Below are 16,564 nucleotides of genomic sequence, written 5' to 3' on the forward strand. Positions count from 1 at the left end.
GCCGTTGCTCGGTAGTGTTTAGAACCTTTAGTTTCCCAATGAGAAACATTCTGTGGAATCCGCCCGCGTGTTCAGGTCGACATCGCTGGGGCGCCGCGCTGTCCTGACAGGGCTCGGCGCGGCGTCTGTCGCGCGGCCACGTTTCGGCGTAGCGCGCGGGCTGGATCCTGTTGTGGTCATGATGTTCGGATCGAGTTGGGAACGGGTGTTCAAGCCTCTGGCGCCGCTTTTCCGCGACAGGGCAGGGGTGGAGATCGTTCCGGTTCTGGAGAGTAGCGCCATGGAGGGGTTGGCGCGGCTTCAGGCGTCACGGCTGGATCTGGATGTAGATGTCTGGTTTACCAGCGAGACCGTCGCTAGCCGGGCGGCTGCGGACACGGCTCTGTTCGGCGAGATCGACGTTGGCCTGATTCCCGCACTCGCGCGGTGCGAGACCGTTGGGCGGACGGAACGCTTCATCCCCTATTGGTCGTTTCCGGTCGGGATCGTCTATCGGACCGATCTCGTGCCCGGTGGGCGGATCGAAAACTGGGAGCAGTTTTTTTCACAGGCGTTTTCGGACGAGATCGCCGTAGCCGCGCCTACGCTCTATCCCGGTTGCTCCGTGCTGGTCGTCACGATGCTGGAGGGAGGCATTTTGCCTGACGTCGACTCTGGTATGCGGTTTCTTAGGAAAATCCGCGACCAGGTGGCGATCTTTAACTCTTCCGACACGCTGGCCCGACGGTCTCTGGCGCGCGGCGATATCTGGGCGATGATGGGTTCGCCTTCGGCCCTCAAGGAACTGCATGACGCAGGCGCGCCCGTGGCGATGGCATGCCCGTCGCCGACGCCGCTGGTCGTTGAGGGCATGATGATGTTGAGCGGACGTCGCCAGGACGCGGCTCTGCGTTTCATCGATCTGGCGTTGGGGCGGGATGTGCAGTCCCGGATGACCGACGTTTACAATCTGCTCCCGGTGAATCGCGACGTGGCCTTGCCAAATCTTCTCAAATCGATCGCAGCGCAACGGGAAACGTTTATCCATCCTGACGCGGGAATGGTCAGTCGTCATCTCCAGCTATGGACCGACCGGTTCAATGACGCCATCAATGATTGATTCCCCGAGCGAACCCGGCGCCAGTCTGCAGATATGCGGGCTGAAGAAAAGTTATGGCGACGTCGCCGTCCTGCATGGGATCGATTTGAGTGTGGCCCCCGGCGAAGTCCTGTCGCTGCTGGGGGAGTCTGGGTGTGGAAAGACGACCGTGCTGCAATCGATCTCGGGTTTCGTCAAACCTGATAGCGGGGACATTCTTTTCGACGGTCGTTCAATTCTCGCAGTTCCGCCCGAGCGACGGCGGGCTGCCATGTTGTTTCAAGGGTACGCCCTGTTCCCGCATATGTCCGTGCAAGACAACGTGGGGTTTGGATTGCGCATGGCGCGCATGCCGCGTGAGGAGGCCGAGCGCGCTGTTGCGGACGTTTTGAAGCGCGTGCGGATCGGCGATCTTGCCGAGCGTCGTCCTGCACAGCTTTCGGGTGGGCAGAAGCAGCGCGTCGCCCTGGCGCGCGCCATCGTGACGCGGCCACGCATGATGCTGCTTGACGAGCCGCTGGGCGCACTGGATCAGGGATTGCGCGAGGAAATGCAGGCGGAAATCTTGCGGCTTCAGCGCGCGGCGCAGTTGACCATGGTCGTCGTGACGCATGATCGGGCTGAGGCATTGACCCTGTCCGATCGCATTGCGGTGCTTAAGATGGGGAGGATCGAGCAAATTGGAGCGCCGATGGAGATTTTCGATCGCCCCGCGACGCGCTATGTGGCTCGGTTCATGGGGGTCGAAAACCTGTTGACCGTCGTGGTCGATGACCGCGGCGTAGTTGCTCTGGGCGGGGCTGTCATTGAAGGGGTGCGCGCGGAACCGGGGAGGCGTGCGCTTGCGATCCGCGCGGCGTTCGTTCGGGTGTCGCGCGCTTCGATAGGGCCGGAGGCTGTGGTGACGGAGTGTCGGCCCGTCGGCGCGCATATGCGGATAGCCGCAGTTCTGTCGTCTGGCGAGATGGTGGTGGCTGAGGTCACACGACGTGACGGCGCGTATCTTCCGGCAATCGGCGCACGCGTCAGTCTGCTGTTTCCGCCAGCCAATTGCGTCATTCTTCCCGCGGATGACGGATGTTGACGGGGCGGCGTTTGTCAGCGAGGGCGCTCCTGTGGGTTCCCGCCGTGACTATGTCTGCAATGATTGTGGCGGTCCTGATTGTCCTGCTCGACTATAGTCTTGGATACGTATCTGTCTCTGCCGATGCTGGTGGATCGCGTTTTGCGCTTTATCGCGCCCTGCTATCGTCGTCGTCCTTCCATCGCACGATCATGGAAACGCTCTGGCTGGCTGGAATTGTGACGGCTCTATGTAACGTAATGGGTTTTCCGTTGGCGCGGGCGATTTTATTGACTCCGTCGCCCAGTTTGCGTCGGAGCGTGCTGCTGGGTCTGTTCGCGGTGCTGATGTCCGGAGCGGTGACGCGCGGCTATGCATGGATGCTGATTCTGGATAAGCGAGGTCTGCTGAACGCAGCTCTGGTCGCGTTACATTGTCCGCCTGCTCGGCTGAACAATAGCATGGGCGCGGTGGTCGTGACCATGACAAGTGTGACGTTGCCGTTCTATGTCCTGACATTATTTGGAGCATTGAAGAATGTGACTCCAGAAATTGAGCGCGCGGCGGCAAATCTTGGCGCAACGTCGTGGCAGCGCCTGCGGCATGTCGTTCTTCCTTTGGCGGCGCCGGGATTGGTCGCCGCCAATACGGTCTGTTTCTCGTTGTCGCTGGGAGCATTCTTGTATCCCGAACTGTTGGGCGGCGGTCGGGTTCGCGTGCTCGCGACGGCGATTTACGAAGATGTCCAGACAGCCTATGACGTGCCGCGCGCGGCTGCGATGTCGGTGCTGTTTCTGAGCGTCGCATTGTTGTTGCGTAGTTTGCTCGCTGTATCGGCCCGGTGGGCCGGAGACGGGCGGTGAAGGCGTTGCTGGCTCATCTTGGTCACGCGCATTCATGGCGACATATAACGGCTGTTTTGGCTTTGATACAGATTGGCGCGCCAATTCTGGTTATCGTCGGATCCGCATTTAGCAAAAACGCCTATGGCCTGTTTTCGGGAGGTGTCACGTTGCTGTGGTTTGACCGCCTGTTTGCAACGCGGTCATTGTTGACGGCGTTCGCGACAAGCGTCGAGATCGCTCTCGCCACCACTGGCGTCGCGTTGTGCGTGGCCCTGCCGACAGCTATAGCGGCCGTACGCGTTCGCTTTCCGGGGCGGTCAGTCGTTTTGTGGTTGCTGGGTCTGCCGATGTTGCTTCCTGGCGTTGTGGTCGGTTTGGCCGGGTTGTCAACATTGCTGCGGTTCGGCGTCGCTGCGCGGACGGGTCCGATGGTGCTTGTACTAACCAGCGTGATGACGCCGTTGATGCTGCGACCAATGGTTGCAGCGCTACAGCAGGTGGACGCCAATCAGGAGGCTGCGGCGCGTAATCTCGGTGCGACGCCCTTGCGTGCGTTCCAGCTGGTCACCGTACCCCAGATCCTGCCCGCCATGGTGGCGGCGTCATTGTTCTGTTTCGTGGAGACGCTGGACAATTTCGCGATCACGGCCTTTCTGAGTAATATGCATGCGACGACTCTTCCGGTGGAAACGTATGATTACATAAGAGATTTTGACGACCCTGTGGTGTCGGCTCTGTCGACCGCCCTGACTTTGTTGGGTTTGGCGTTCGCTGTAGCGTTGGATCGCGTCATTTCCATAGAGCGTTTCGTAGATGCCTCATGACGCCGGCGCCTATCAGTCTGTGTGATAGATGCGCCGTTTTTGTGATATAAATTAGAAACTTTTGTTTCCTGTATGTCGTCGTTTATGCAATGATCCGATATAGAAACAAAGCCGACGTTGAGGCGATGAGCCGACGATAATGCGTCGCGCTGCTCCAATATTGTTTGAAGAGACATCGAATGCATATGAAGCGCTCCCTGCTCCTGGCGACGTCTTTGCTGACGGCGTTCGCCGGGGAGGCCGCAGAAGCGGCTGTCGCCAGACACCCTGTTGTGAAGAGGGTAGCGACGCGGGCGCAAACTCCGACCTCCGCAACCTCGGTAACCAGGCCGGCGACGGTGGTTGCTCCTGCTGTTCGGACGCAAACGCCGCAGCGGCGGGATACAGTTTATTCCGGGCCTGGTGAGGAAATCATCGCCACAGGCACGCGCGATACGGGACGCAAAGCGCGAGACAGTATTGCTCCAATCGATATCGTTACGGCAAAGCAGTTGATGGGGACGGGAGAAACCGATCCTGCGCGCGCCTTGACGCGTCTGATGCCATCTCTGTCGATGCAGGCTTACGGCAACGACACGCAGGCGTTCAATTCCACGATCCGCATGAGGGGCCTAAGTCCCAACGAGGTGCTGATTCTTGTTGATGGGCAACGTCGGCATCAGACCAGCATCATGAATTTCGATACTGGACCCGAGCAGGGCACGACTCCTACCGATCTGGACATGATTCCGGCGAGCATGATTGACCACATCGAGGTTCTGCGGGATGGCGCAGCGGCGCAGTATGGGTCCGATGCTATTGCCGGCGTGGTCAACGTCATTCTGAAAAAGAGCGTTCACAAGGGATCGGCCTACAGCCAGATGGGGCAAACCGAAGCTGGCGACGGGTTCTCTGTGACGGCGGGTGGAGATTACGGTTTTGCGCTCGGAAATGACGGATTTCTCCGACTGAGCTTCGACTTCAAGCATCAGGATCACACGAATCGTACCGGTCCGGATAATCGCAACGGCACGTATGACAACAAAATCATGGGGCAACCGGAAGTCACGCGCGAGACGTTAGGTCTGAATTTCGGCAAGGACATCATTGGATCACGTTTACAGTTTTTTGGAAACATCACGTACGGCCACCGCCATGGCGAGAGTTACCAGAACAACCGGCTGGCTTCGTCTTTGCCTGCAGTTTATCCTCATGGCTACACGCCGATACAGACTGACGAAGAAAACGATTATGCTGCGAATCTCGGTTTAAAAGGCGACGATCTTTTCGGGTTTGGCTGGAAGGCGTCTACGACGTGGGGCGCAGATCAGGCGAATATCGGCAACAAGAATACGGCGAACCTGGCCTATTATTCGACCTACGGCTACACGCCGACCAGTTTCGACGTTGGAAACTATAAAAGCACGCAATGGACGAGTAATTTCGATCTGACTCGCTCTGTAAAAATTCCCTTCATGACGACCCCCGTTCACTTTGCGGCGGGAACCGAATACCGCTACGAACAATATGATATCGGCGCTGGCGAGTATGCCTCCTATTACGGCGGTGGGTCGCAGGGCCTGGGTGGCCTGACGCCTGCTAGCGCCGGATCGCACAGCCGCGACGTCGTGGCAGGTTACATTGACGTCGATGTGCATCCTGTAAAGCGTCTGGATATCGATCTGGCCGGACGAACCGAGCATTATACCGACGTGGGGGATACCCAAAATGGCAAGATCGCTGCACGCTACGACTTCAGTCGTCGTGCCGCCATCCGGGCGTCGATCAGCAGCGGCTTCCGGGCGCCGACGCTCGCCGAAGAGTATTTCAGCAATATCATCACGTCTCCCACGGGCGCCAGCGGATTGCTGGCTGTCAATTCGGCAGGCGCGCGTTCGATAGGCGCGGCGGCGCTGAAACCGGAGCGTTCAACAAACGCCAGCGGCGGCATCGTGTTGGAGCCTGTCGATAACTGGCATGTTGGCGTTGATGTTTACCAGATCAACATCCGTGATCGGATTGTCGGCGGCGGCGCGGTGAATGGAGCGTCGGCCGTCGAGGCTATCGAGGCTAACGGCATCACCTTACCGTCCACCGCGTCGACGTCGGCCGTCTCGGCCACGTATCTGACCAATGGCGCAAGTACACGGACCCAGGGGCTGGACATCACGTCAGATTATACGATTCCTTACAAACGTTACGGAACGTTCCGTCTGAACCTTGCGATTAACCTGAACCGGACGACCATTCACCACATGGCGCTGAATGCGTCCGGCAAACCGCAGTTGAACGCCCAGCTTGCGACTTACCTTCGCTACGCCACGCCGCGCAGCAAGATCATTCTCGGCGTGAACTGGAAGAAGGGACGTTTCGATGCGATGGTGCGTGAGACGCGCTTCGGTTCGGTCGCTGAAAACCTGACCTATTACACAGGCTCTAATGCGTATTCGACCAGCGTCTTCGCGCCGTTTGTGGACGAGCCGCGTTGGAACACGGATATCGAATTGGGATATCAGGTGCTCGATCGTCTGCACTTGGCCGTCGGCGCGCTCAACGTCACGAACATCAAACCGCGCAAACTTCCTGCGGAAAACGCCTACCTTGGGTCTTACTGGTATTCAACACGCAGCGGTCAGATGGGTTTCAACGGCGGTTATTACTATGCCCGTGCGAATTATACCTTTTGAGCTGGTGCTTAGGAAGTGGGTGCGACGGGCGTGCTTTTCGTCGCCCGCCGTTCGCCGGGACGTTGAGCCGGTGGCGGCAGATCAATCTTTTATGAAAACGGCCATGCAGAATGCTGGCCGTTTCTCTGTTTTTATGAGGGTCGTCGCGTGAGCGCAGCGAAACTTCCTGCCGCAAGGCGAATCGTACGATTCTATACTGCCTTGAGTGGAAAGGATCTTCCGGAGACGACACGCCACGCAGTCCGTCGTCATATGCTCGATACGCTGGGCGTCGGGATCGCCGGGGCGGCGCAGCCCGAGCCTGAGGCGGTCGCCGCCGCATGCCGTCGTCTGTGCGGCGGCGGCGGCGGCGCGCCCTTGTGGGGCGCCCGGCAAAACGTTCCGTCTTTTTCCGCTGCGCTGATCAATGGCGCGGCGTCACATGCCCTGGAGCTCGATGACGCCAGCGGGTGCGATCACTCTGGCGCGGTGATGACGCCGGCTTTGATGGCGGCGCTGCCGCTGGCGCCGCACGCGACGGACGACGACTTGATCGCCGCGTTCTGCGCGGGATACGATCTCGGTCGTCGCGTGATGGAAGCCGCTGGCGGGTACGACGCTCATAATAATGCCGGATGGCATTCTACTGGCACCTGCGGGGTGTTCGGCGCCAGCATCGCGGTGTCGCGTCTGTTGGGTGTTGGGGAGGACGTCGCCACCAACGCTTTGGGGATCGCGGGCTCTTTCTCGTCCGGAAACTGGTCGTTCATGGCGGATGGCGCGATGACGAAGCGGCTTCATGCGGGTCATGCGGCGGCGGGCGGTCTGATGTCTGTCGAGCTGGCGCGTGGCGGGTTGATTGGTCCAGAGCATGTTTTTGACACTGACTGGGGCGGGTTTTTCAGCACTTACTGTGCAAAGGGAGACGCGAATCCAGAGCTGTTGACGGCGGATTTCGGCAACCTGTGGCGGATTCATCGCTCGTCGATCAAGCCGTATGCGTCTTGCCGCGGCACACATGCTGCGGTCGAGATCGCGCGGCGTCTTGAGCCTTCGCTGCCGGTGACGGAGGTGGAGCGGATCAGCATCCATGTGACGGCGACGATCCATCGCATGTGCGGCGGATACGATATTCGCTCGCTGGTCGACGCGCAGATGAGCCTGCCTTATGCCGTCGCGGTCGCCTGGCTGACTGGCGAAGCCGACCTGTCGCGTTTCCTGCCGCCCATTCGGGGGAGCGAAGCGGTCGCGGAGGTTATGCGGCGTATTGAAATCGTCGCTGATCCGTCGATCGACAACAACCTCGCCGCGCGCGTTCTGGCGACCAGGCGCGATGGTGTGGTGGTCGAGGACCGGGTCGATGTTCCTGAAGGGTCGTGGAACAATCCCCTGCCGGATACAGCGCTGATAGCGAAATACCATTCTCTGGCGACACCGGTGATCGGACGGAAGGGGGCGGAGGCTTTACACCAACGCATCTTCGCACTCGGCGGCGGCGGGTTGGCCGCAGACATTTCGCCGCTTCTCACAGCTATTAACGTGAAAGAATGACCAGCATGCAAAGCGATCAGGCCTATCAGGGGTTTCGCGCATCCGGCGGACGTCTAACCGAAGAGCCGCTGAAGCATATCGATTTTCACCGCTCCAACCTGTTGGGCGAGTCGATTCACGGCATTCACGCCTTCGACAAGGCGCATGTGGTCATGATGACGGAAACCGGCGTCATTACGGCCGCGACTGGCAAGATGCTGCTGGAAGGTCTGCGTCAGATGGAAGAGGACGGGATGGAGGAAGCCCGCGCCCGCGCCGATGGCGGCATGCATTCCGGCGAGCATTACCTCATCAACCTGTATGGCGAGGACATTGGCGGCCGTATTCATCTGGGGCGCAGCTCCGGCGATTTGATCGAGGTGGCCCGACGGATCACTTTCAAGCGGCATGTGCAGGCGCTGGCGCGGAGCCTGATCGCCCTGCGCGGCGCCCTGCTGGACCGGGCGGCTGGTGCGGTGGACGTGGTCATGCCGGGCTACACCCATGGGCAGCATGCGCAGCCGACGACTTTCGCTCACTGGGCGACTATGTTCGAAATCTGCTTCGCACGCGACATGGATCGTCTGGCGTCGTTTTACGAACGTGTGGATCGGTCGCCAGCCGGGGCTGCCATTCTTACGGGAAGCGATTTCCCGTTCGATCGCCAGCGCACGTCGGATCTGCTGGGCTTCGCGGCGCCGCTGGACCATACGATGGACGCAATCCTGAGCCATGATCTGGAAATGGAATACGCCTGCACCCTGTCGGTCGCGGCGCAGACGCTGGGTCGGATAGCGGACGACCTGTTCCTGTGGTCGACGGCCGAGTTTCGGATGGTTGAGTTGCCGGATCGCTATTGCGGCACTAGCAGCATCATGCCGCAAAAGAAGAACCCGGACGCGCTTGAAGACATGAAAGGGCTCGCTGCACAGTCCTTGGGTTTTCTGGTCACGGTTTTCAGCGCCGAAAAGGGGCCAACCGGCTTTCCGATCATGGAGCGGCGTAATACCCAGGCCATTCTGTGGGAGTGTGGACGCGGACTGGCCCTGCGTCTGGGGGCGGCGTCCGGCCTGATCGAGGACGTGACGTTGCATACCGAACGGATGGCGGCGCTGGCCGGCGCGAACTGGGCGCAGGTGACGGATCTGTCGTCCGCGCTTGTGCGGTATAGCGGTCGGGACTGGCGTTCGGCGCATCATCTCGTTGCGTGCTTCGTTCGTGACTGCATAGACGGTGGTCTGACTCCGGCGACCTGCACGACTGAGGATCTTGATCGTTCGGCGAAGGCGCTGGGAGCGCCGCCGCCAGGCCTGTCAAAAGATATTTTCGCGAAAGCGATGGATCCCCTCCACTTTGTGGAGCAACGAACGTTGCTGGGGGGGCCTGCTTCCGTCAGCATGGAGCAACGCGTTCTGGCGGCGCGGGCGGGACTGCGGAAAGACAAGGATCGGCTTGCCGGGTGGGAGGCTCAGGATCGTCAGGCCGCGAAACTTCTGGAGGACGCGATAGACAGGATTGTCACGGCGGAGGGGTGACGTTGGAACTCGGTCAGCCACGGGCCGTTCGGCGGTTCGCGCCTTTGCTAGCCGCCGGATTTGTCGCGGCTTATCTCGACCGGGTGAACATCAGCTTCGCGAAGGACGCGCTGGCGGGAGCCGCAGGGTTAACGACCGGGGCGTTCGGGTTCGGCGCGGGGTTGTTCTTCGCAGGCTACGTCGCGGCGGAAGTTCCGGCCAACATGGCGATGGTTCGCGTCGGCGGGCGGGTATGGCTGTCCTCGCTGCTCATCCTGTGGGGCTTTTTGTCCGCGTTAACGGCGGCGGTGTCTTCGCCGCTCCAGTTCTACGCATTGCGTGTGCTGCTGGGGGTGGTGGAGGCCGGGTTCTTTCCCGGCGCGGTCGCCTATCTCGGGCGCTGGACGTCGGTTTCCGGGCGGGGATGGACTACGGCGATCCTGCTGCTTGCCATTCCGCTTTCCGGCGTGTTGGGCGGCGTGGCGTCAGGTGGGATCGTGGCCGGGCTGGACGGTCGTCTGGGACTTGAGGGTTGGCGCTGGCTGTTTTTGATCGAAGGTGCATTGCCGGTTGCGCTCGGACTGACGTGTTTCCGGCTGCTTGTCGATGATTCAGGTGTGCCGAGAGCCCCCGGGCCGGGGGGCGTCGCGGATGTCGTCTCGGCGTTGTTGGATCGCGCCGTCTGGCGCATCGCGTTGTTGGATGGCGCGAATCTTCTTAGCTTGTATCTTGTGACGTTCTGGTTGCCGTATTCGATCGGGCAGCGCGGCGTGACGTCGGCGTTTGATAACGGCCTGTTGTCAGTCTGTCCTTCTCTGTTAGCGATCCCCTGCATGCTGGTGAATGGGTGGCATTCGGACCTAACGCGGGAAAGGCGAGCCCATATCGCTGGCCCGATGGTTCTTGGCGCGACGGCGTTGATGCTGTCCGGTTTTGCACCGTCTTTCTGGGCGTTCATGGTGCTGGTTTCGGTTGGCGAGGCCGGTTTGCTGGCGGCGATTCCAGCTTATTGGTCCATTCCGGGAAGCCTTGGGGCGGGACGTGACAGCGCCATCACGATTGCAGTCGCCAGCGCGATCGCCAATCTCGCGGGCATGGGATCGACTATGCTGGCCGGGTATATAATTAGTCAGCCGGGCGGAATCAGGATGGCCTTCGTCGTTCTACCGTTGACGACAGCGGTGGCGTCCCTGAGCGTCTGTCGGATACCGCGTTGGATTGCTGTTTAGCGCTCCGCGTCGGGCCGACGCCAGATAAGTGGAAATGGGGGAAGGTTTGAAAAAAAATACGAGTGAACAAAAAAATATTCCATTTCCGGTAAGAGACGATCCCGTAGTCCTTGGCGGCAAGCTGCGGGCGCTGCGGCAGTCAAAGGGTCTGTCGATCGATCAGGTGGCCAAGGCAATCGGCGTCAACAAATCCTTCATAAGCAAGCTAGAGCATGACGCAGTTGCGCCGTCGATTGCGACGTTGGTCCGGTATTGCGACGCTGTAGGAGCGGCGGTGGGAGATCTGTTCGCGCGGCCGGCGGCGAATATCATCCGCAAGGCGGACCGCAAGCCGATCAATTTTGGTGGAGAGAATCTCTCGGAATTTATTATTTCTGGAGATGGACAAGATCAGGTGATGGTTCTGATTTCGGAAATTGAACCCGGCGGAGGATCGGGCGCCGAGCAGTATACGCTCCGTTCTGCCGTCGATCTGATCCATGTCGTATCGGGAAGACTAAATCTGACCCTCGATGATGTGACTTACACTCTCGACGAAGGTGATACGATTACGTTTCCGCCAACGATTCCACATAGCTGGGTTAATCCCTCCGCCACCGAACCTGCGAAAGCCTTCTGGGTTATTTCGCCGCCGCCGTAAGTGATAAAAAACAGGTATATTTATAAACATAAGTTGACATATAGGCAACGCAGAGTGATGGTCACTGCGGATGTCGCACGGGCGGCGAGAGACGCGTCGCGCGCCGCCCGATCAGCCGCCTGTTCACTTTCATCCGGAGCATATCGTTGCCTGATCTCAATCTTCTTCCTCCTGGTCTTGTCGTGAACACGATGAAGGGCGACGTCGCTGAACATCGTGCCGGGGCATGGTTGACTTGGGACGGGACCCTGGATCTGGATTGCGCGATTTTAGGCGTTCCTTTCGATGGCGCATCGGTGGTTCGCTCGGGGTCGCGTCATGGTCCCGATGCTGTGCGTCAGGGATTGATGTATTTCACGACCTATTCCAGCCGTGATCGCCGGGGGATGACGGGTTTGCGCGCCGCCGACATCGGCGATATTCCGGTCGTGCTGACGGATATGCCGGAGACGTTTCGACGATTGAGCGAAACCGTTCGCATCCTGTCGGAAAACGCGATCATTCCGATTATGATTGGTGGCGATCATTCAATCGCTTTTCCAGATATGTGTGGAATCATGGACGCTATGGCGCCGGGAAGCAGGCTGGGCGTTATTCATTTCGACGCGCATCATGATCTGCGCGAGGCGCATTTGGGAGCGGAGTCTAGCGGTGTTCCGTTTCGCAAGGCTCTGGAGCGGTTCGCGACATCCGTTCATGGCGAAAACATGGTGCAGATCGGAATGGCGGAGTTCACAAACTCTCCGCAACTGGATGATTACGCCAAGGAAAAGGGTATCACCGTCATTTCCGCGATGGAGGTGCAGGATCGTGGCATCGACGCCGTCGTCGAGCAGGCGCTGAAGATCGCTGGTAGGGACACGGATGGCGTCTTTCTGTCGGTCGATATCGATGTTCTGAATCTGGCCTACGCGCCGGGGACGGCTGCTCCCAATCCCTTTGGTCTTTCGGCGCCTGAAATGCAAAAGGCGTTGCGTATGATCGGCGCGAGCGGGAAATTGAAGGGTGCGGACATTGTTGAAATTGCCCCGCCTTATGATTCGCAAAACCTTACAGGGTCTGTCGGCGCGTCGCTGATCTTAAGTTTATTATACGGAATTTCTTCTTGTCGTGTTACGTAAGACAAGTTGAATAACTATAGATTAAATAGTCTCTTATCATGTTTGATATGCGGCCGTTGTTGGTAAATGGGTTTTACACGATGACTTTTGCTGTGCGGCACGAGGAGCGTGAGGATGTCGCACCCAATGTCGCTGTGTAGCAACGTGATTCTGCAAAAAGAACAAAGAGAGAGGTCTTGAGAGTTCGAAAAGCCTCTTGGTTGTGATTCCATTTTTTATATGAAGATTGGAAGCGGTAATGTCACATTAACAGCACTGGTTTGACAGACTTCTGCAGGAAGGGCTTTCAGGCCGGGAGCACGGTTGCGGCGTTCCGCTGGGCGAAAGCCCGGAGATGGTGATGCCACGTTAACTTTGAGCCTGCTAAACTGATATGATGAGCAAGACGTCAGTGAGTTACAAATGACATCATTTTCCGCGCGAGGTGATCGCGCATGCGGTGTAGCTGTATTTCCGCTCTCCGCTGAACTTTCAACTGATCGAGGAGATGCTGCTGGAGCGCGGGATCATTGTCCCTTATGAGACGATCCGCCGCTGGAGCCTGAAATTCGGCTCCGCATTCGCCCGTCTTCTGCGGCGCAAGGCAGCCAAACCGGTGATATCTGGCATCTTGATGAAGTCCGGATCGTGATCCAGGGCCAGTCGCACTGGCTGTGGCGGGCGGTCGACCAGGATGGCTACGTTCTCGACGAAATCCTGCAGACCCGCCAGACGTAAGATCAGCCTGTCGGTTCGGCATCTGTCTCATAAGGGACTGAGCAATCGTGGCGATGACACACTAACGCCAGAACCGGCAGGGCGGACATTTCTGTTCGGCCAAAAGCGGACATTGTAATCTGGCTCTCACACCCATTGTTGCAACAGCGGGAAAATGTCCGGGTGTTTCGTAAAGCAGGAATGTCCGCATGAGCCGGTCCCGCCCGATAGAAACGCCCGTGTTGTGAGCCCTGCGAAGCCGTAGGCGAAGCATGGCTCACAACACGGGATCACCAGCTATTTAGCCGGGGCACGCGAAAAAGAGACGAGCGGCAGTGGTTTCTCGTCCGACCCCTACGAGTTGTTTTTTGGGTTAACACAAAGGCACATCAATTGCGACGACGGGGCGATCTATTGCGTAACCGCTTGTCCATTGGCATTGGCAAGTGCGATAGCCGCGATCTGCGCGAGCGTCATTGTCGTATATTTCGTCATCAGTTCGAGTTCCGCTGCGGCATAAGCTTCCTCGAGCACGGAGTTGGCGGCGCATTCCACCGGGCAGGTTGGATGATCACGTGAGATAGGGGCGACGAGGATGGCGCCCTCGTTCAGAGCACGCTGGACGTCCAGCACGGTAATCTCATCGAGCGACCGCGCGAGCTTCCAGCCCCCGCCGCGCCCTCCTTCAGACTCAACGATTCCACGGTCGCGCAATGCGCCCAGCGAGCGGCGCACGACGACCGGATTTGTGTTGAGCATCAGTGCAATCCGCTCTGACGTTTTCCTGCCTCCTAGCAGTTCCATGTGCACCAACACGTGCAGCATTCGAGCGAGCCGCCCATCGGTTCTCATTGCGCAATTTTCCGAAACAACAAATGTTACGATATCTTGACTTCTGATTTTTCCGTAACATGAATGGTTGCGAAATAAAAGGAGCGTTCATGCGAGGTCGACAGCTCGTAGTCGGGCCCGCAACCCTGATCGTCTCCACGTTAAATCCATCGGCAGTCACTCGGCAGGCCCCATGAACGAGACCATTCTTCAGACACGTTCTCTCTGAATGAGCATCCTTGATGCCGGAAAATGCCCACTCGTCTTGCTCTGCCACGGCTTTCCTGCAACCAAGCGCGTGTGGAGGCGCCAGATTGAAGCTTTGGCGCAGGCAGGCTATCGCGCCGTCGCACCTGACATGCGGGGTTACGGCGAGACGGAAGCGCCGCCGCGTCCGGACCAATACACAGTCCTGCATGCCGTCGGCGATCTGATCGCACTACTCGACGCTCTCGGCGAGCGGCAGGCTGTTCTGGTTGGTCACGACTGGGGAGCGACCATTGCTTGGCAAGCCGCGTTGACGCGCCCTGACCGGTTCCGCCCCGTCGTGGCCTTGACCGTGCCCATGATGGGGCTACCGCCAGCGCCCCTTCGAAGATATTCCCCCAGAACGACGAAGCCTTGTTCTACACCCTATATTTTCAGCAGCCGGGCGGCGCCGAAGTCGAGTTCAGTCGGGATGTCCGGCTGACCCTTCGCAAGCTCATCTTCGCTGGGAGTGGCGACGCAGGTCCGCGCAAGCCGGACGACGGCACGCCCAACCCCTTCGGCATGGTTGTGAGGACTACAGGCTTGCTGCCGAGCCTGCCGAACGTAACCAAGCTGCCAGAATGGATGTCCTCGCAGGAATTTGAGCACATAGTCACTGCGTTCAAGGCGTCCGGCTTTACCGGCGGATTGAACTACTATCGCAATCTCGATCGAAATTGGGAGCTACAACAGGCGAACGCAGGTCAGTTAGTGACTGTTCCGGCGCTATTCATGATCGGAGAGCGTGATCCCGGGCTGGACATTCCTAGCATGAATCAAATTATCGCCAGCATGCCGAGCCTCGTTCCTAACCTGCAAGGGGCTCATGTTCTTTCTGGTGCGGGTCACTGGCTTCAGCAGGGGCGGTCTGATGAAGTAACGAAACTCATCTTCGATTTTATGGCGCAGCTTTGCGAATAGAAGCTCAATCTCCAGCACGTCGAGATCATACCGGATCATTGGGCGAAACCATACAGACCGCACTACTTTAGGTAACGTCCGAGGAATCGTGCTTCCGATCTGTGGTAGGGGCGCCCGGCTATCTCTTCGCGCGACCAAAGGCCGACCATCGGTTCATCCACCAAAGCGGTCATACGCGCGAACGGCATAATTAGCCTACTTCAACAAGGTAGAACCATACTGGTCGCCTCATTCAGGCTCACGCCTTGGCGCCGCCCCTTTGTAATCGCTCCAGCAACTCCCGCCCGGTCCGCGTAAATACCTCCGCCGAATAGCGAGACAGGACCACTCCGCGCGCCCTCTCGCCCATCGCTGACAGCTCTTGCGGCGCGCCTAACGCCCGGCGCAGGACCGTCGCGAGTGCGTCGGGGGATTCCGGCGGTGTGTGCCAGCCGCTGACGCCGTCCTGAATCGAATACGTCATTTCCCCGACCTTCGACCCGATGACAGGAAGCGCCGCCTGCATGGCTTCATGCGCGCCAATGCAAAACCCCTCCCATCGTGACGGTTGGAGATAAAGGTGCAGTCCACTCAGGAACGCCCCTGTGTCCGCAGTGAAGCCGGGCAGCCGCACGCGTTCTCCCAGCCCATGCTGCGCGATCAGGCCTTCCAGTTCGACGCGCTGGGGGCCTTCTCCGGCGATGGTCAGATCAAAGGGAGGCAAGGCCTCCAGAGGCAGTCTCGCGATGGCGGCGATCAACTCGGCGTAACCTTTTACGGGGTGTAATCGGCCCAAAGATCCCAGCTTCACTGGCTCGCCGGGCCTCCACGGCGTGGCGCGCGGCGCATTCGGATCCGAGCGAAAGATCGGCCAGCAGGCGAGGCGCTCCGGTGGAATGCGCAGGCTGGCGCGGGTGGCTTCAGTCACGAATTGCGAATCTCCCACCCAAAGGCAGGACAGCGATCGTGTGGCGCGTAGCAAGGCGCGGTTAGCTGGTTTCAGGCGCGCGGAATGCTGCCAGCTTGCGACGGGCAGCCCCATGCGCCGCCCGACCAGCTGCCCCAGTAGGGTCGCGCGGGTCAAGGAGGTCCATAGATGGGTCGGCCGCCACGCCTGCAATTCGCCCTCAAGCCAGCGATAGGCGCCGAGGTGATCGCGCAAACCGATGCCGCAGGCCCGGACGTCGAGGCCCGCAGCTCGCATAGGCGGTTCGCCCAGACCGTCTTTCCGCGCCAGAGCAAGGACCGCGACCTCGTGTCCGGCGTCCCTGAATACGTCGGTGACAGCAGGGACAGGGAAGGCGGCGCCACCGCCTTCGAGAGAATTGATCACGTAGGCGATGCGCAAGCAGCGTTCTCCCAACCGAAAGGTTGCGCCGCCTTCCTGCCTCGTTCCTGC

The 16,564-nt window shown here is 59.3% G+C and carries 14 protein-coding genes and 1 pseudogene; 13 read left to right on the top strand and 2 right to left on the bottom strand.

Translation table 11 applies throughout. The annotated features are described in order from the left end of the window. Window positions 1–67: 67 nt before the first annotated feature. The 11 genes and pseudogenes from G442_RS0110795 to G442_RS26165 all read left to right on the top strand — a co-directional run. Window positions 68–1,099, top strand: a complete 1,032-nt coding sequence (locus G442_RS0110795) for an ABC transporter substrate-binding protein (RefSeq protein WP_146882245.1) — start codon at window positions 68–70, stop codon at window positions 1,097–1,099. After that, window positions 1,092–2,162, top strand: a complete 1,071-nt coding sequence (locus tag G442_RS0110800) for an ABC transporter ATP-binding protein (protein WP_035376472.1) — start codon at window positions 1,092–1,094, stop codon at window positions 2,160–2,162. The genes G442_RS0110795 and G442_RS0110800 overlap by 8 nt, the downstream gene beginning before the upstream one ends. 50 nt (window positions 2,163–2,212) lie before the next feature. Next, window positions 2,213–3,004, top strand: a complete 792-nt coding sequence (locus tag G442_RS0110805) for an ABC transporter permease (protein WP_211229137.1) — start codon at window positions 2,213–2,215, stop codon at window positions 3,002–3,004. A 56-nt stretch (window positions 3,005–3,060) separates the two neighbouring features. After that, window positions 3,061–3,810 carry an ABC transporter permease gene (locus G442_RS0110810; protein ID WP_161628355.1) on the top strand — a complete coding sequence of 250 codons (750 nt, stop codon included), beginning with the start codon at window positions 3,061–3,063 and terminating at the stop codon, window positions 3,808–3,810. 185 nt (window positions 3,811–3,995) lie between these two features. Next, window positions 3,996–6,476, top strand: a complete 2,481-nt coding sequence (locus G442_RS0110815; RefSeq protein WP_246789413.1) for a TonB-dependent receptor plug domain-containing protein — start codon at window positions 3,996–3,998, stop codon at window positions 6,474–6,476. 147 nt (window positions 6,477–6,623) lie between these two features. Next, window positions 6,624–8,006 carry an MmgE/PrpD family protein gene (locus tag G442_RS21925; protein ID WP_161628356.1) on the top strand — a complete coding sequence of 461 codons (1,383 nt, stop codon included), beginning with the start codon at window positions 6,624–6,626 and terminating at the stop codon, window positions 8,004–8,006. 5 nt (window positions 8,007–8,011) lie between these two features. After that, a complete protein-coding gene (argH, locus tag G442_RS23965) occupies window positions 8,012–9,520 on the top strand; it encodes an argininosuccinate lyase (protein ID WP_170230055.1) in 1,509 nt (502 codons plus the stop codon). Next, the gene (locus G442_RS21935; protein WP_170230054.1) at window positions 9,517–10,728 is read left to right on the top strand and encodes an MFS transporter; all 1,212 of its coding nucleotides are present in this window, start codon (window positions 9,517–9,519) and stop codon (window positions 10,726–10,728) included. The genes argH and G442_RS21935 overlap by 4 nt, the downstream gene beginning before the upstream one ends. Before the next feature lie 34 nt (window positions 10,729–10,762). Continuing rightward, window positions 10,763–11,368 (top strand): cupin domain-containing protein, encoded by a 606-nt coding sequence (locus G442_RS0110835; protein ID WP_051292209.1) that lies wholly within the window; start codon window positions 10,763–10,765, stop codon window positions 11,366–11,368. 146 nt (window positions 11,369–11,514) lie between these two features. Continuing rightward, entirely contained in the window at window positions 11,515–12,489 is a 975-nt protein-coding gene (locus tag G442_RS0110840; RefSeq protein WP_026398011.1) for an agmatinase family protein, read from the top strand. Window positions 12,490–12,861: 372 nt separating this feature from the next. Next, a pseudogene (locus G442_RS26165) lies at window positions 12,862–13,200 on the top strand (IS6 family transposase); the annotation flags it as partial. A 396-nt stretch (window positions 13,201–13,596) separates the two neighbouring features. On the opposite strand, the gene G442_RS0110855 reads toward G442_RS26165, so the two are convergent. Further along, window positions 13,597–14,037, bottom strand: coding sequence for an RrF2 family transcriptional regulator (locus G442_RS0110855; protein WP_026398012.1), 441 nt, complete (start codon window positions 14,035–14,037; stop codon window positions 13,597–13,599). A gap of 208 nt (window positions 14,038–14,245) precedes the next feature. Between G442_RS0110855 and G442_RS25895 the strand changes: the two genes are divergently transcribed. Beyond that, a complete protein-coding gene (locus G442_RS25895; protein WP_211229138.1) occupies window positions 14,246–14,707 on the top strand; it encodes an alpha/beta fold hydrolase in 462 nt (153 codons plus the stop codon). Next, window positions 14,638–15,186 carry an alpha/beta fold hydrolase gene (locus tag G442_RS25900; RefSeq protein ID WP_211229139.1) on the top strand — a complete coding sequence of 183 codons (549 nt, stop codon included), beginning with the start codon at window positions 14,638–14,640 and terminating at the stop codon, window positions 15,184–15,186. Before G442_RS25895 ends, G442_RS25900 begins: the two co-directional genes overlap by 70 nt. Before the next feature lie 238 nt (window positions 15,187–15,424). Here G442_RS25900 and G442_RS0110865 read toward each other — a convergent pair whose 3' ends face one another. Then, window positions 15,425–16,513 carry a glycosyltransferase family 4 protein gene (locus G442_RS0110865; protein WP_026398013.1) on the bottom strand — a complete coding sequence of 363 codons (1,089 nt, stop codon included), beginning with the start codon at window positions 16,511–16,513 and terminating at the stop codon, window positions 15,425–15,427. Between the last annotated feature and the right edge of the window lie 51 nt (window positions 16,514–16,564).

Origin of the sequence: Acetobacter nitrogenifigens DSM 23921 = NBRC 105050 (assembly GCF_000429165.1) — a bacterium.
Classification (GTDB): domain Bacteria; phylum Pseudomonadota; class Alphaproteobacteria; order Acetobacterales; family Acetobacteraceae; genus Acetobacter; species Acetobacter nitrogenifigens.

Coding starts and splice junctions, on each gene's coding strand:
- G442_RS0110800 (WP_035376472.1), top strand. CDS start 1,092: ATGATTGATTCCCCGAGCGAACCCGGCGCCAGTCTGCAGATATGCGGG.
- G442_RS0110805 (WP_211229137.1), top strand. CDS start 2,213: ATGTCTGCAATGATTGTGGCGGTCCTGATTGTCCTGCTCGACTATAGT.
- G442_RS0110815 (WP_246789413.1), top strand. CDS start 3,996: ATGAAGCGCTCCCTGCTCCTGGCGACGTCTTTGCTGACGGCGTTCGCC.
- argH (WP_170230055.1), top strand. CDS start 8,012: ATGCAAAGCGATCAGGCCTATCAGGGGTTTCGCGCATCCGGCGGACGT.
- G442_RS0110835 (WP_051292209.1), top strand. CDS start 10,763: ATGGGGGAAGGTTTGAAAAAAAATACGAGTGAACAAAAAAATATTCCA.
- G442_RS0110855 (WP_026398012.1), bottom strand. CDS start 14,037: ATGAGAACCGATGGGCGGCTCGCTCGAATGCTGCACGTGTTGGTGCAC.
- G442_RS25895 (WP_211229138.1), top strand. CDS start 14,246: ATGAGCATCCTTGATGCCGGAAAATGCCCACTCGTCTTGCTCTGCCAC.